Below are 14,356 nucleotides of genomic sequence, written 5' to 3' on the forward strand. Positions count from 1 at the left end.
GGCCGGCGGGGGCTCTCAGGCTCCTCTAAGAATCGGCGCCTAGCCTTCGGCTTCTCACTGGAGATTCCGATGCGCACCTTGCTGGTCGAAGACGACGAGATGATCGGCCGCAGCCTGCGGCAGGCGCTCGAGGGCGCGGGCTGGTCGGTCGACTGGGTGCGCGACGGCGGCCTGGCGCAGAGCGCGCTGGACGACGGCGGCTACGCCTGCGTGCTGCTCGACCTGGGCCTGCCGGAGCGCGACGGCACCGACGTGCTGCGCCGCGCCCGGGCCCGCGGCGACGTGACGCCGATCGTGGTGCTGACCGCGCGCGGCGGCCTCGAGGACCGCATCGACGCGCTCGACCTGGGCGCCGACGACTACCTGCAGAAGCCCTTCGCCTTCCGCGAGCTGACGGCCCGCATGCGTGCCGTGGTGCGGCGGCGCGACGGCGCCGCGCAGTCGCTGATCGGCACCCCCGCGCTGCAGCTGGACCTGGGCACGCGCGAGGTGCTGGTCGCGGGCGCGCGGGAGGCGCTCACCGCGCGCGAATTCGCGCTCCTGCACGCGCTGCTAGAGCGGCCCGGCGCCATCCTGTCGCGCGAGCAGCTCGAGCACCGCATCTACGGCTGGGGCGAGGAGGTCAGCAGCAATGCGGTCGACGTGCTGATCTACGGCATGCGGCGCAAGCTCGGTCCCGATGCGATCCGCAACGTGCGCGGCCTGGGTTGGCGGGTGGCGGCGGCATGACGGCCGAGACGACAGCATTGAACGCGCCCTCGCTGCGCCGCCGGCTGCTGCGCGGGCTGGTGGTGCTGCACCTGCTGGCCATGGCGGCGACCGCCGGCTATTCCTACCTGGCCTTCGGCCGGCTGGTCCACCACTTCCTCGACGAGCAGATGCAACGTGTGGCGCTGTCGCAGGCGGCGCACCCCATGGCCTCGGCGCTGGTGCCGTTGAGCATCGACGACGTGCAGCGCCATGGGGCGGTGGTGGTGCAGCTCTGGAGCCCGGACGGCACCCGCCTGATCGCGAGTTCGCTGCCGGCGCTCGCCTCGCCGCTGCGCCCGGACAGCGGCTTCGGCGAGGCGCGCACCGGCAACGACGAATCGGTGGCCTGGCGCGTCTATACCGCGCCGGCCGAGGACCTCGCCCTGCCGCGCGTGCAGGTGCTGCAGAGCGAGGCCTACCGCCAGGGCCGGGTGCTGCAGCGCGCGCTGCTCGAGGGCCTGCCGATCCTGCTGCTGCTGCCGGTGGCCTTCTGGATCCTGTGGGCCATCGTCTCGGGCGCCTCGCGTTCGCTGCGCGCCGTGGCACGCGACGTGGCGCGCCAGGACGAGCGCAGCCCGGCGGGCGTCTCGCCGGCCCGCGTGCCCGAGGAGATCGCACCGTTGGTCGAGGCCTTCAACAGCCTGCTGGCGCGCACCCGCGGCGTGATGCAGACCCAGCGCCGCTTCGTGCAGGAGGCGGCGCACGAGCTGCGCACGCCGATGGCCGCGATCGGCCTGCAGATCGACAACCTGCGCGGCCATGTCCCCGCGGGCGAGGCGACGGAGCGCTTCGCCCAGCTCGAGGCCGGCGTGCTGCGCGCGCAGCACCTGATCGAGCAGCTGCTGCGCATGTCGCGCCAGGACGATGCACAGGCGGACGGCGTCACCGAGCCGGTCAACATCGCCGTGCTGCTGCGCGACAGCGTGAGCCAGCTGATGCCGCTGGCCGACCAGCGCCGCATCGATGTCGGCTTCGACGGCCGGGCCTCGCTGGTGCTGGTGGCCTCCACCAGCGCGCTGCGCAGCCTGTTCGACAACCTGATCGACAACGCGCTGCGCTACACGCCCGAAGGCGGCACGGTCGACGTGCGGCTGCACCGCGTGCCCGGCGGCGGCGTGGTGGTGGACGTGGTGGACAGCGGGCCGGGCATTCCGCCCGACTGCATCGAGCGGGTGTTCGACCGCTTCTACCGGGTGACCGGCACCGCCGCGGGCGGCAGCGGCCTGGGGCTGGCCATCGCGCAGGCCGCGGCGCGGCGGCACGGGCTGCGCATCGAGCTGCGCAACCGCTGCGACGAGGCGGCGCCCGACGCGGCCACCGGGCTGATCGCGCGCGTGCACATGCCGGCCTGAGGCGGCTTGCTCATTCAGGGCTCATTCTGGCGGCCTAGAGTGGGCGAAGGCCGACCGCGGGGCATTCCGCCTCGCGGCGCCGGTCCCTTCCATTCCTCCCTCAGGAGACCACCATGACCGCATCCCTCTCACGCCGCCTCGCCGCCACCGCCTTCGTCACGCTCGCCGCCCTGGGCGCGGGCATGGCCTCGGCCGAGACGACCGACGGTTCGGACTTTCATCCGCTGCTGATGAATTCGCCGGTCAATGCACAGGTGCAGGCCGATGCCATCGCCGCCACCCACCCCGCGGGCACCGAATCGATCGGGCAATCGACCGCCATGCCGATGCCGACGTCGAACGTGTCCCCCGACGAGGTCTACCGCGGCGCCGTGCAGGCGAGCCACCCGACCGGCACCGAGTCGATCGGCCAGTCGACCGCGATGCCGCGCGTGCAGTCGGCCACGGGCAGCTGAGCCGCCCGAGGGCTCACTCGTCCTTGAGCAGCACGTTGTAGATCAGCGCGCCGATCACGGCACCAGCGATCGGCGCCACCCAGAACAGCCACAGCTCGGACACGGCGTACGACGGGCCGAACAGCGCCGGGCCGGTGCTGCGCGCCGGATTGACCGAGGTGTTGGTCACCGGGATCGAGATCAGGTGGATCAGCGTCAGGCACAGGCCGATCGCCAGGCCGCCGAAGCCGGCAGCCGCGCGCTTGGCCGTGGCGCCCAGGATCACGATCAGGAAGATCGCGGTGAGCACCACCTCGGTGATCAGCGCCGCCACCATGTTGAACTTGCCCGGCGAATGCTCGCCGTAGCCGTTGGTCGCGAAGCCGCCGAGCTCGGCACCGGGCCGGCCGGTGGCGATCAGGTACAGCACGCCGGCCGCCACGATCGCGCCCAGCACCTGCGCGATCACGTAGCCCGCCAGCTCCGAGGCTCTGAAGCGCCCGCCGACCACCAGGCCGACCGACACCGCGGGGTTGAAGTGGCCACCCGAGATCGGGCCCAGTGCATAGGCGCCGGTCACCACCGTGAGGCCAAAGGCCAGCGCGACCCCGGCGAAGCCGATGCCCAGCTCGGGAAAGGCCGCCGCGAGCACGGCGCTGCCGCAGCCGCCGAAGGTGAGCCAGAAGGTGCCGATGAACTCGGCCGACCACTTCTTGAAGGTGCTGTGTTCCATTTTTTTAACCCCGTTTTCGCTGTTGTTGAACCAATGCGGGAAGGGCCTCCGCCCCGGCGCGGGCGGATTCTAGGAACGAAATGTAAGCTTTATTGGTTAACTTTTGTCACCGCGCTGGCATCTGTTCACAGATCGGCGGGCTTTGTGGCGGACCGCTCGGCAACGGTGAGGAACCGTCATGAAGCTCAGTACGTGATGGTCGCTGTGACCGTGTCGCTGTAGATGCCGGCTGGCACGTTCTGGCCGGAGGGGACCCGTCCGTAGACCGTGCGCGTGTCGACCGCGCCGGTCCCGCTGCCGGTCAGCGTATCGCCTGTGCTCTGGCCCCAGGGGAGGCTGCGGTTGGTGTCGTGGTACAGGCCGTAGCGCACATACGAATCGGTGCCGTCGATGCGCATGCGGCGGGTGCCGCTGTCGAAGTACTTCCCATTGTCCAGGCTCAATGTCCAGGGCGTTCCGCCGCGGCACTGCATGCTCAGCGTGGTGGTGTTGTCGTACACCGCCGCGATCGGGCCGGGGTGACTGCCGAAGTCGAGGTTCGGCGTCACCTGCAATGCGCAAGTGCGCGGGACCGAGGCCGACACGCTGAAGCCGAAGGGCACGTTGAGGGCACCGCCGTCGCCACCCGTGGTGCAGGTGTCGGGATACTGTGCGGGAACCACCAGCAAGGGTTCGTCGAAGCGGTAGTCGAGCGCCGTGCTCGCTGTGTAGTCCGCGCTGTAGTTGCCGGCCCAGGCGGTGGGCTGGGAGGTGGTGGCGGCTTGCACCGTGATGTTCTGGGTCTTGCCCCCGGTCAGCAGCACGTCGTATTCCATGTCGAGCAGCAGGGCGCTCGGGGTCGCGTCTCGCGTACCCCAGATGAAGGTGCGCGCCGAGTCCTTGTAGATCTGGAATTCGAGCGAATGCGTGCCGCCGTCGGACATCGTGCGCGGCAGGGGCAGCTTGCCGATGCCCAGGCACATCCGGACCTTCACCCTCGCCAGCACGGTCAGCGAGAGGGTGGTGTCGCAACGCACGCTCAGGGTCGAGGTGGTGATGCTCTCGATCGAGGGGTCGGTGATGCTGCCGAAGGCCAGCGGGCCCATGGTGGCGGTGCAGATGGTCGTCGCTTTGGCGGGCGATGGCGCGGCGAGCGCCACCAGCAGGACCAGCAGCGCGAGCGCGGACAGGGCTGTGCGTCGCATCAGGGCTTCACCTCCGTCAGGCAGCTCAGGGGGCCGATCCGCTGGATGCCGTCGGCGGTCGGCGGCAGCTCGAAGCGGAGTTCGCAGGCGGCGCCACCCTCGGGCAACCGGATCCGCAGCCGATTGAGCGTCTGGAGATCGTCCAGGTACAACTCGCCGTCGTAGCCGACGATGGCCTGTGTCGACGGTGCCCCTTCGCCGAGGGCCGTGGCCCGGCTGCCCATCGGCAGGGGCCGGCCCCCTGCGTCGTGAACCACCAGCAGGGCCGCGCGCACGGGATGCAGCGCGAAATGCACCAGCGCGCCTGCGCGGTCGCTGGGGGTGACGTTCTGTTCGGTCTCGCGCACGCGCACGTTGGCCGGCAGGTCCATCGGGTCGATGCCGATCCGGTTGTACTGCCAGGCATTGAGCCGCGTCACGAGCAGCCGGCCATCGGCGTCGGTGTTGCCGACCAGGCGGTTTTCCAGTTTCACCGGCACGCCGACCAGCCCGTCGGTGCTGACCACCGCGAATCCGTCGCTGATGTCGCGGGTGGCGAACAGGCCGCCGTTCATCAGGACCAGTGCGCCACTCGCGCTCGCGTAGCCGTAGCTGCTGCCCGCGAAGCTGGCGGCGCCCACGCCAAGGCGGCCGTAGCGATTCAGCCAGCTGGCCTCGGCCTGGCCGCCAGGCTGCCCCGCGTCGTTGCGCAGTTGTGTTCGCCAGCCGACGCCGCCGTCGCCCTGCACCGGGCTCGACACGTCGACGCTGCTGCCGGTCCGGCCATAGGCGCGCTGCAGGGCGGCGCTGGCGTACAGGCCGTCGTCGAGGCGCCAACTGGCGCCGAAGAAGACCGCCAGGCTCCGACGGTCGTTCAGCTGCCGGGTCAGCGAGGCGCTGAGCGAAAGTCGGTTGCCGAGCTGGCGCGACCACGACACGCTTGCATAGCGTGCATCGTCGCCCTGCGGGTAGGCCAGCCGCACGTAGCTCAATGCCAGGCTGCCGATCGGCGCCAGGTCCAGGCCGGCGCTGGCGCGCTCGCTCAGGCGGGCCGGCGGCTGGCTGTAGCGCGAGGCGATGTCGCGGTACTCGCCTTGCGTGCGCTGCGTGTGCAGGTCGACGAACAGGCTGCGGCGGGTCCACTGGTAGCCCAGCGCCCACTGACGCCCGCTGTCGGCGTCCAGCGCGCCATGGGCGACCGAGGCCCGCAGCACGCCGGCCGTGCCTTCGGCGCCCAGCAGCCAGAGGCCGCCGACGCCGCCGTTGCGCACGCCGGCACCGCCCTCGGCATGCGCCTCGAGCGTGACGCGCTCGTTCCAGCCATGGCGCAGGCTGCTGCTCAGGACCGTCGCGCTGTCGTAGGAGAAGGACTTCTGGCCGTAGTCGAGGCGCACCCGGCCCAGCGACGCCGACCAGTCGTTCAGCCCCGCGGCCAGCAGCTGCTGCGTGCCGTAGAAGGGCAGGGTCAGCGTGCGCGTGCGGCCGAAGGCGTCGCTGATCACGACCTGGGCCTGGCCGGCGCCCGTGATGCCCGGGCGGCTGTCGATCGCGAACGGCCCGGGCGGCACCTGGCCGCTGTACTGCTTGAGGCCGTTGACGAAGAGCTCGACCGTCGAGGGCACCGCCACCTCGCCGTAGAAGGCCGGCTGGGGCGTGGTCGCGCGATAGGGCTGCAGGCTGAAGTCGCTGCCGATGCGCACGCCGCCCATGCGCAGCGCGCGGCTCCAGTCGAGCGCGCCGCTCACGCTGTCGCCGAGCTGCAGCGTCAGCAGGCGCTCGGGCCAGGCGAACTGCCACTGGGTGTCGAGCCGCACGGATTGGCTGTGCCAGGTATCGCCGCCCGGGCCCTCCGCGCGCAGCACGCGGTTGAGCATCCTCTGGCTCACGATGCCGGCGCCGAAGCCGAACAGGCGCGTCTCGTGGGCCGCGTTCCACTGACTGCCGCCGCGGCCCTGCGAGGCGTAGAGGTCGTAGTTGAAAAGCGCGCCGGGCGCCTCGGGGCTCAATGTCGGCGTGCTGCTGCGCCGGGCGTCGAGCCGGGTCGTGGGCAGCGACAGCAAGGCGATCGGCGCCTGCAAGGCCACACGCTGAAGACGGCTGTCGAAGGCGATGTCGAGACCCTGCAGCTCGCTCAGTGCGAGCAGCCGGTCGGCCGGCTGCCCGTCCAGTACAAAGCCGAGCTCGCGCAGGGTGCCCACGGTGGCGTGAAGTTGGCCGTCACGCAGCACGAAAGGCTGCAACTCTGTGACGGCGCGCTGGTTGAGCGTGACTTCCAGGTAGAGCGCGAGCCCGGCTTCCGGCCCCGCCACCGGGGCTGCCGCAACGCAGCGCATGCACAGCCCCACCAGCACGGCGGCGACGGCGGCGTGCTGGAAGCCCATGCGTGGCTGCGTCAGCGCGGGCCATGGGCCTGCGGCAGCGTGGCGTCGGACGGCAGCAAGGCGCTTTCTTCCATGGCGCCGTTGATCCGCGCCTTGAAAGTGCCTCGGCGCGCGGCCTCGGCCCCGCCCGGGGCGGACACTGGCCAGCGCTTGACCCCGCCTGGAAGCACATAGCCCACCAGCCCCTGGCGCAGCACCAGGCGCTTGCCGGCGGCGTCGATGAACACGAGGTCGGCGAGTTGAACGTGGCCGCTGCCCCGGTTCTCGAGTTGGAGCTGCGTCTGGCCGCCGTCGTCGACCAGCGTCGCGGTCAGCGCGGCCATGGGCGGCGGCGGCGTGGCACGGTCGGCGTCGGACAGCGGCCGCAGAAAGATCGGCAGCGAATAGCGCAGCACGAAATCGAGCCCGGGCCGTGGTGGCGTGTCGGCGGCGACCGGCACCGGCAACTCGTCGACGATCACGCGGTAGCTGGCTTCAATGCTGTCCGGTGGCGGACCGAGGCGGATCACCCGCACCAGTTGCCGCTCGCCCGCGCCCACCTGCAACATCGGCGGACTGAGGGTCAGGTCACGCGTCGGCTCGAGCCGGTCTTCGCCCTCGACCTGGGTCCAGCGGTAGATCCGGACTTGGGCCTGCAGCGGCGCGTCGCCGTTGTTGCTCAGCCAGAGGCCGTCGGCGTTCTGGCGCGGCGGGAGGGTGAGCGTGACCGGTGCCACCTGCAGGCTGGCGGCATGGCCGGGGTCGACCACCAGCGCGAGGCCGCACAGGGCGAGCCGGGACAGCGTCCGCGCGGTGGTCGGGTGCAGCGTCATGACGGCCGGGCCCTCATGCCTTGGCGAGGGTCAATAGGTGACGGTCGCCACGATGACGTCCTTGTAGCTGTCGGCCGGGAAGTTGGCGCTCGGCACCCGGCCGTAGACCGTGATCGCCTGTTCGGTGCCGAGGCCGGAGGAGCTCAGGGTGTCGGGACTGGCAGCGTCGCCCCAGTTCAGCGTGCGCCCGCTGTCGCGGTAGAGCGCGTAGGGCACCTCATCGGTGTTGCCGGCCGTGGTGGCCTTCATCTTGCGCGCGGCCGTGGTGGCGCCCGTGCCGTTGCCGACGCCGAGGCCGATGGTGAAAGGCGTGCCCTTGGTGCAGGTCACGCGCAGGGTGCCGGCGTTCTCGATGTTGGTGGCGGTCGACAGGTTCGAGCCGAAGTCCACGTCGCTGGCGGCGGTCGTGAAGTTGCAGGCCTTGGTGATGGTCAGCAGCACGTTGAAGCTGGTGGTCTTCGTGTCCGCGATGGCCGTGGAAACGGCACTCAGGGCGACAAGGACGGCAAGCGTGAGTTTGAGCATGGTGTGTTCCCGAACGGTTGAAGAAAACGGATACCGACACACCGGAGGCGTTGAGGCGCGTCATCCAGTGCTTGCCCAAATGCTAGGTGGGCAGCGAATCCAGCGGACAACTCAAAAGAACATGTAAGTGATTGAAACGTTAATTTCGCACCAAGTAGGGATGGCTTTCCCTTAGCCGTGGCGCTGAAGAAACGGCAGCCCGAAGGCCCTTTAGGGGCAAAGTATTCATTTCTTTGGTGCAGCGACCCCGAGCTCCGCTGCATTGAAAATGCAGGCACGGCCGCCACCTTCCGAGACGGGCACTGCGGCCCCTTTCCATTTCCCTAGGCTTTCGAATCCATGACCTCCACCGCTTCCACCAAACTCCCCTTCCAGGCCGAAGTCGCGCAGCTGCTGCACCTGGTCACGCACTCGCTCTACTCGAACAAGGAAATCTTCCTGCGCGAGCTGATCTCGAACGCTTCGGACGCCTGCGACAAGCTGCGCTTCGAGGGCATCAACGATGCCGCGCTCTATGAAGACGCGCCGAACCTCGAAGTGCGCGTGTCCTTCGACAAGGCGGCCCGCACGCTGACCATCGCCGACAACGGCATCGGCCTGTCGAAGCAGGAAGCCATCGACAACCTGGGCACCATCGCCAAGAGCGGTACCAAGGACTTCATGAGCAAGCTCTCGGGCGACCAGAAGGCCGATGCGCAGCTCATCGGCCAGTTCGGCGTGGGCTTCTACTCGGGCTTCATCGTGGCCGACCGCATCACGGTCGAGTCGCGCCGCGCGGGCCTGCCCGCCGACCAGGGCGTGCGCTGGGCCAGCACCGGCGCCGGCGACTTCGAGGTCGACGAGATCAACCGCGCGCAGCGCGGCACCAGCGTCACGCTGCACCTGCGCGAGGATGCCGAGGACTACCTCAACGCCTGGAAGCTCAAGTCGGTGATCGGCAAGTACTCCGACCACATCTCCCTGCCCATCCTGATGGAGAAGGAGGAGTGGAAGGAAGGCGAGAACGATCAGCCCGGCGACATGGTCAAGACCGGCGAATGGGAGCCGGTCAACAAGGCCAGCGCGCTGTGGGCGCGTGCCAAGAAGGACATCACGACCGAGGAGTACAGCGAGTTCTACAAGAACATCAGCCACGACTACGAGGCGCCGCTGACCTGGAGCCACAACCGCGTCGAAGGCAGCACCGAGTACACGCAGCTGCTCTACATCCCGTCGAAGGCGCCGATGGACCTGTGGAACCGCGACAAGACCGCGGGCGTGAAGCTCTACGTCAAGCGCGTCTTCATCATGGACGACGCCGAGGCGCTGATGCCCAGCTACCTGCGCTTCGTCAAGGGCGTGATCGACTCGGCCGACCTGCCGCTCAACGTGAGCCGCGAGCTGCTGCAGGAAAGCCGCGACGTGAAGGCGATCCGCGAAGGCAGCACCAAGCGCGTGCTGTCGATGCTGGAGGACCTGGCGAAGAAGCAGAAGGCCGCAGCCGACAGCGCCGCCGCCAAGATCGACGTGGGCTCGGGCGAGTCGGTGCCGGCACCGGAGCCGACCGAAAGCGAGGTGACCGACGTGGTCGACAAGACGGTCACGCCCGCGGCCGAGGCCGCGGCGGAGTTCGCCGCCGATGCGGACGCGGGCAAGTACGCGGCCTTCTACGCCGAGTTCGGCGCGGTGCTCAAGGAAGGCCTGGGCGAGGACCATGCCAACCGCGAGCGCATCGCCAAGCTGCTGCGCTTCGCCTCGACCGCCAGCGACACCGTGAGCGTGGGCTTCGCCGACTACAAGGCGCGCATGAAGGAAGGCCAGGAGGCGATCTACTACATCACCGCCGATTCGCTGGCCGCCGCCAAGAACAGCCCGCAGCTCGAGCTGTTCAAGAAGAAGGGCATCGAGGTGCTGCTGATGACCGACCGCGTGGACGAGTGGTCGCTCAACTACCTGCAGGACTTCGACGGCACGCCGCTGCAGAGCGTGGCCAAGGGCGCGGTCGACCTGGGTTCGCTGCAGGACGAGGCCGAGAAGAAGGCGGCCGAGGAAGCCGCCGAGAGCTTCAAGCCGGTGCTCGATCGCCTCAAGGAAGCGCTCAAGGACAAGGCCGAGGACGTGCGCATCACCACCCGCCTGGTCGATTCGCCGGCCTGCCTGGTGGTGCAGGACGGCGGCATGAGCACGCAGCTCGCGCGCATGCTCAAGCAGGCCGGCCAGCCGGCGCCGGAACTCAAGCCGGTGCTCGAAGTCAACGCAGACCATCCGCTGGTCAGGAAGCTGGGCGAATCGGCCCATTTCGAGGACCTGGCGAACATCCTGTTCGACCAGGCCCTGCTGGCCGAAGGCGGCCTGCCGGCGGACCCGGCGGCCTACGTGCGGCGCGTCAACGCGCTGCTGGTCTGAGACACCACGAGGCGGCCGACGGTCGTTTCATCATCACTCGCGAGGGAGCGACCGTCACCATGAAGCCCGCCACACGTCTTGCCACTTCCGCCGCCGCGCTGCTCGCGGCCACCCTGCTCGCGGGCTGCGCCGGCGGCGTGGGCATCGGCATCCCGCTGGTGCCCGGCCTCTCGCTCGGCGTCGGCATGGGCTCGGGCGGGCCCAGCGTGGGCCTCGGCACCGGCTGGGGCCCGCTGGGCGCCGGCGTGGGCGTGAACGCGGGCGGACAGGTCTACGGCAGCGCCGGTGTGGGGGCGAGCACCGGTGTCGGCGGTGGCGCGGCCGTGGGTGCGGGCGTCGGCACCAGCGTGCTGCTGCACGATCCGAACGCGCCGCCGCGCTTCAATGCGGTGCCGCCGGCCGAGCGCGCGCTCGGTACGCCGGCCCAGCCGATCGCCCCCTGAGGTCCGCCACGTCTCTTTCGCGCATAGTCACGGTTCCCACTTCATCTCATCCAAGGAAGAACCATGCCTCTGATCCGCGTCGAACTCTTCGAAGGCCGCACCGTCGAGCAGAAGCGGGCCCTCGCGGCCGCGCTCACCGAAGCCACCATGAAGACGCTCGGCAGCCCCGCCGATGCGGTCGACGTCATGTTCTTCGACGTGCCCAGGCACAACTGGGCCAGCGCCGGCGTCCTGTCCAGCGACAAGGCGGGCGCGCCGCCGGTGCCGTCCGCGTCCTGACGATGGGCGAGAACGTCCGCATCGTGGACGTCTGAAGGGTTTCCCCGATTTCAGTTGCCGCCCTGGCGGCCGCCCCTGCGCCGCGCGAGCTCGGCCGCCTGCGCGCCGATCAGCGCCGCGCGCTCCTTCATGTGCGCGACCACCGAGGGCACGCGTTCGTCGGGCAGGCGCTCGGTGATGGTGGCGATCGCCAGGCCGGCGATGGTGCGGCCGTCGGCCACGCAGACCGGCACCGCCACCGCGCGCGAGCCCGGCACCACGCCGACCGGCGCGTAGGCATAGCCCTGGGCGCGCGTGCGCACGGCACGCTCCAGCAGCTCCGCCGGATCGGTGTGCAGCGCCTGCAGCCGCCGCGCGTTGCGGCGCACCACCTCGGCCGCCTCCTCGGCGGGCAGCGAGGCCAGCAGCACCAGGCCGCTCACGCCCACGCCCAGCGGGCGCCGCGCGCCGATCTCGATCGACAGCACCTTGACCGGAAAGCTGCCGGGCCGCCGGTCGATGCAGACCGAGTCGGCGCCGTTGCGGATGGTGAGGAAGGCGGTGTCGCCCAGGATCTCGCTCAGGTGGCGCAGGTGCGGTTCGGCGATGGCGCGGATCGGGAAGCGGGTCGAGCGCGCCAGGCCCAGCAGCGAGACCTCGCCGCCGATCAGGTAGCGCCGCGTGGCGGGGTCCTGCTCGACCGCGCCTTCCTCCACCAACACGCGCAGGATGCGGTGCACCGTCGGCCGGTTGAGGCCGGTGTGGGTCACGACGTCGGTAAGCCGCACGCCGCGCTCCTGGCCGGTGGCAAGCACGCGCAGCACCGCCAGCGCGCGGCGCACGCTCTGGGCGCCGGCGGTGGCGCCTTCCTTATCTACCGCCGCTGCCGCCATCCATCACCGCCTTGGGCGTCTGCTGCATGCCGCGCAGCGTGACGATCTCGCCCAGCGTCGCGTAGTTGGGCCCGCCGATGCGGCACACCGGGTCGAGCGCGCGCGTGTCGACCTTGCCGTCGTGCAGCAGGCCGTCGCGCAGGTGGAAGGCCGTGACCTCGCCGACGATGAATTCGGCGCCGGTCTCGCCGAAGGCGATCACGCGCTCCAGCCGGCATTCCATGCTGACCGGCGCATCGGCCAGCCGCGGCACGCGCACGGTCTGGCAGGGCAGGGTGCCCAGCCCGAGCAGCTCGGTCTCGCTCACGTCGGGCGCATGCTCGGCGCTGCTCTCGTGGATCGCGACCATCTGCGAGGCGTCGCCGATGTTGACCACGAACTCGCGCAGCGCATGGATGTTGGCGCCAGTGTCCTTGCGCTGGCCGGCCTTGCGGCCGATGTTCACGCCCAGCAGCGGCGGCTTGTTCGACACGAAGGTGAAGCAGGAGAAGGGCGCGAGGTTGACCACGCCGGCTTCCGACACGGTGGTGATCCACGCGATCGGGCGCGGCACCACGATGCCGCTCATGAGTCGGTAGGTGGCTTCGGGCGAGAGGTCGCCGGCATCGAGAAACATGGGAGGGCCTTCCGGGGTGGCTGAGCCTCGATTGTCGGGAGCGAGGGCGCGCCGCCCATCGCGCACTTCCCGAAAACGTCCATCATACGGAACAAGCGCGTGATATTGCATTGCAGCATCGGGCTGCCGATTCTTAGAGTGGGCGGGTCGCCGATCAAACCGCAGTCCACTTGCGGTGCCGGCCTCAGAGCAGGAGACCCGTCTTGAAGATTTCGACCATCGCATCCTTCGCCGTCGCCACGTGCGCCGCCCTTGCCGTGCTGCCCGCCATCGCGCAGGGCCAGTGGCCCGACAAGCCCGTGAAGCTGGTGCTGCCCTATCCGCCGGGCGGCAACGTGGACGGTGCCGCGCGCATCATCACCGAGCAGCTGCAGGCGGTGTTCAAGCAGCCCTTCATCGTCGACAACCGGCCCGGCGCGGGCGGCATGATCGCGGCCGAGCAGGTCGCCAAGTCCACGCCCGACGGCTACACCTTCTTCATGGGCGCCAACGGGCCGATCCTGTTCTCGCCCACCATCTTCAAGCGCACCGGCGCCTACGACTGGAAGAAGGACTTCCTGCCGGTGAGTTCGGTGTCGTTCACGCCGCTGGTGCTGCAGGTGCATCCGTCCACGCCCTACAAGACCGTGGCTGACCTGATCGCCGAAGGGAAGAAGGCCGGCAACGCGCTGACCATGGCCTCGCCCGGCGCGGGCACGCAGAACCACCTGGTGAGCGAGTACCTGCAGCGCGAGAGCGGTGCCCACTGGACCACCGCGCACTACAAGGGCAACGCGCCCGCCACCACCGACCTGCTGGGCGGCCAGGTGCAGTTCAACTTCGACCAGATCTCGGTGGCCGGCCCCTTCATCCAGCAGGGCCGCACGCGCGCCCTGGCCGTGACCTCGCCCAAGCGGCTGCCGCAGCTGCCCGACGTGCCGACGCTGCAGGAGGCCGGCTTCAAGGACTTCAGCACCGAGACCTTCACCGGCGTGCTGGCGCCGCGCGGCACGCCGCCGGCGATCGTCGCGCGCCTGTCCGAAGCGCTGCAGAAGATCCTGGCCGACAAGGCCGTGCAGGCCAAGTTCGACACCCTGGGCTCCGAGGCCCGCGGCAGCACGCCCGAGCAGTTCACGCAGTTCCTCACCAAGGAAGACGCGCGCTGGATGCCGGTCATCAAGCAAGCCAACATCTCGGCCGAATGATGGACGCCGCCACCACCGTCCTCGGGCGCGCCGCGCCCGCCACGCGCACCAGCGTCTACGTCGAAGGCTTCAGCCACAAGAACCCGATCCCCGCGGGCTGCCGCGTCGGCCCGCTGCTCGAGAGCGGCAGCATCCAGGGCAACGACCCCGCCACCGGCAAGCCGGCCGAGACCATCGAGGCGCAGTGCCGCTTCATGCTCGACAACGTGCGCCGCATCGTCGAGGCCGCGGGCGGCGGCACGCAGGACATCGTGAAGCTCACGGTCTGGATGAAGGACCGCAGCCAGCGCCCCGCGCTCAATGTGCCCTGGCTCGAGATGTTCCCCGATGCCCGGTCGCGGCCCGCGCGCCACGCGATCATCGCGCCCGAGCTCGACATGGGGAAGCTGATCGAGTGCAGCTTCACGGCCTGGATCGCCTGACCTCT

15 protein-coding genes are annotated in these 14,356 nt (G+C 70.0%); 8 read left to right on the forward strand and 7 right to left on the reverse strand.

Features of this window, described 5'->3' with window-relative positions:
- The first annotated feature begins 69 nt into the window (after positions 1 to 69).
- From A9977_RS27570 to A9977_RS27580, 3 genes are all read left to right on the forward strand, one after another.
- On the forward strand, positions 70 to 729 hold the full coding sequence (locus A9977_RS27570; protein WP_183028002.1) for a response regulator transcription factor: 660 nt from the start codon (positions 70 to 72) through the stop codon (positions 727 to 729).
- Complete coding sequence (locus A9977_RS27575) at positions 726 to 2,102, forward strand: ATP-binding protein (protein ID WP_183028003.1); 1,377 nt, start codon at positions 726 to 728, stop codon at positions 2,100 to 2,102. Before A9977_RS27570 ends, A9977_RS27575 begins: the two co-directional genes overlap by 4 nt.
- A 113-nt stretch (positions 2,103 to 2,215) precedes the next feature.
- On the forward strand, positions 2,216 to 2,557 hold the full coding sequence (locus A9977_RS27580) for a hypothetical protein (RefSeq protein WP_183028004.1): 342 nt from the start codon (positions 2,216 to 2,218) through the stop codon (positions 2,555 to 2,557).
- Positions 2,558 to 2,570: 13 nt separating this feature from the next.
- Here A9977_RS27580 and aqpZ read toward each other — a convergent pair whose 3' ends face one another.
- The 5 genes from aqpZ to A9977_RS27605 all read right to left on the reverse strand — a co-directional run bounded on the left by aqpZ (position 2,571) and on the right by A9977_RS27605 (position 8,150).
- A complete protein-coding gene (gene aqpZ, locus A9977_RS27585) occupies positions 2,571 to 3,269 on the reverse strand; it encodes an aquaporin Z (protein WP_183028005.1) in 699 nt (232 codons plus the stop codon).
- Between the two features lie 185 nt (positions 3,270 to 3,454).
- Positions 3,455 to 4,453 (reverse strand): spore coat protein U domain-containing protein, encoded by a 999-nt coding sequence (locus tag A9977_RS27590; protein ID WP_183028006.1) that lies wholly within the window; start codon positions 4,451 to 4,453, stop codon positions 3,455 to 3,457.
- Complete coding sequence (locus A9977_RS27595) at positions 4,453 to 6,813, reverse strand: fimbria/pilus outer membrane usher protein (RefSeq protein WP_183028007.1); 2,361 nt, start codon at positions 6,811 to 6,813, stop codon at positions 4,453 to 4,455. The genes A9977_RS27590 and A9977_RS27595 overlap by 1 nt, the downstream gene beginning before the upstream one ends.
- 11 nt (positions 6,814 to 6,824) lie before the next feature.
- A complete protein-coding gene (locus A9977_RS27600; RefSeq protein WP_183028008.1) occupies positions 6,825 to 7,625 on the reverse strand; it encodes a molecular chaperone in 801 nt (266 codons plus the stop codon).
- 30 nt (positions 7,626 to 7,655) lie between these two features.
- Positions 7,656 to 8,150: a spore coat U domain-containing protein gene (locus A9977_RS27605; protein WP_183028009.1), complete on the reverse strand. Its 495-nt coding sequence runs from the start codon at positions 8,148 to 8,150 to the stop codon at positions 7,656 to 7,658.
- Positions 8,151 to 8,489: 339 nt separating this feature from the next.
- On the opposite strand from A9977_RS27605, the gene htpG reads away from it, so the two are divergent.
- From htpG to A9977_RS27620, 3 genes are all read left to right on the forward strand, one after another.
- Complete coding sequence (gene htpG, locus A9977_RS27610) at positions 8,490 to 10,535, forward strand: molecular chaperone HtpG (RefSeq protein ID WP_183028010.1); 2,046 nt, start codon at positions 8,490 to 8,492, stop codon at positions 10,533 to 10,535.
- Between the two features lie 59 nt (positions 10,536 to 10,594).
- The gene (locus tag A9977_RS27615) at positions 10,595 to 10,978 is read left to right on the forward strand and encodes a hypothetical protein (protein ID WP_259652180.1); all 384 of its coding nucleotides are present in this window, start codon (positions 10,595 to 10,597) and stop codon (positions 10,976 to 10,978) included.
- Between the two features lie 63 nt (positions 10,979 to 11,041).
- Complete coding sequence (locus A9977_RS27620) at positions 11,042 to 11,257, forward strand: 4-oxalocrotonate tautomerase (RefSeq protein WP_183028011.1); 216 nt, start codon at positions 11,042 to 11,044, stop codon at positions 11,255 to 11,257.
- A 50-nt stretch (positions 11,258 to 11,307) separates the two neighbouring features.
- Here the strand turns inward: A9977_RS27620 and A9977_RS27625 are convergent, their stop codons facing one another.
- Both A9977_RS27625 and A9977_RS27630 read right to left on the reverse strand, forming a co-directional pair.
- Positions 11,308 to 12,129, reverse strand: coding sequence for an IclR family transcriptional regulator (locus tag A9977_RS27625; RefSeq protein WP_183028012.1), 822 nt, complete (start codon positions 12,127 to 12,129; stop codon positions 11,308 to 11,310).
- Positions 12,107 to 12,745, reverse strand: coding sequence for a flavin reductase family protein (locus A9977_RS27630; protein WP_183028013.1), 639 nt, complete (start codon positions 12,743 to 12,745; stop codon positions 12,107 to 12,109). The genes A9977_RS27625 and A9977_RS27630 overlap by 23 nt, the downstream gene beginning before the upstream one ends.
- 203 nt (positions 12,746 to 12,948) lie before the next feature.
- On the opposite strand from A9977_RS27630, the gene A9977_RS27635 reads away from it, so the two are divergent.
- Complete coding sequence (locus A9977_RS27635; RefSeq protein ID WP_220812143.1) at positions 12,949 to 13,929, forward strand: tripartite tricarboxylate transporter substrate binding protein; 981 nt, start codon at positions 12,949 to 12,951, stop codon at positions 13,927 to 13,929.
- On the forward strand, positions 13,929 to 14,351 hold the full coding sequence (locus A9977_RS27640; RefSeq protein WP_183028014.1) for a RidA family protein: 423 nt from the start codon (positions 13,929 to 13,931) through the stop codon (positions 14,349 to 14,351). Before A9977_RS27635 ends, A9977_RS27640 begins: the two co-directional genes overlap by 1 nt.
- Positions 14,352 to 14,356: the final 5 nt, after the last annotated feature.

Source organism: Variovorax sp. UMC13 (assembly GCF_014170375.1).
Classification (GTDB): Bacteria; Pseudomonadota; Gammaproteobacteria; order Burkholderiales; family Burkholderiaceae_C; genus Variovorax.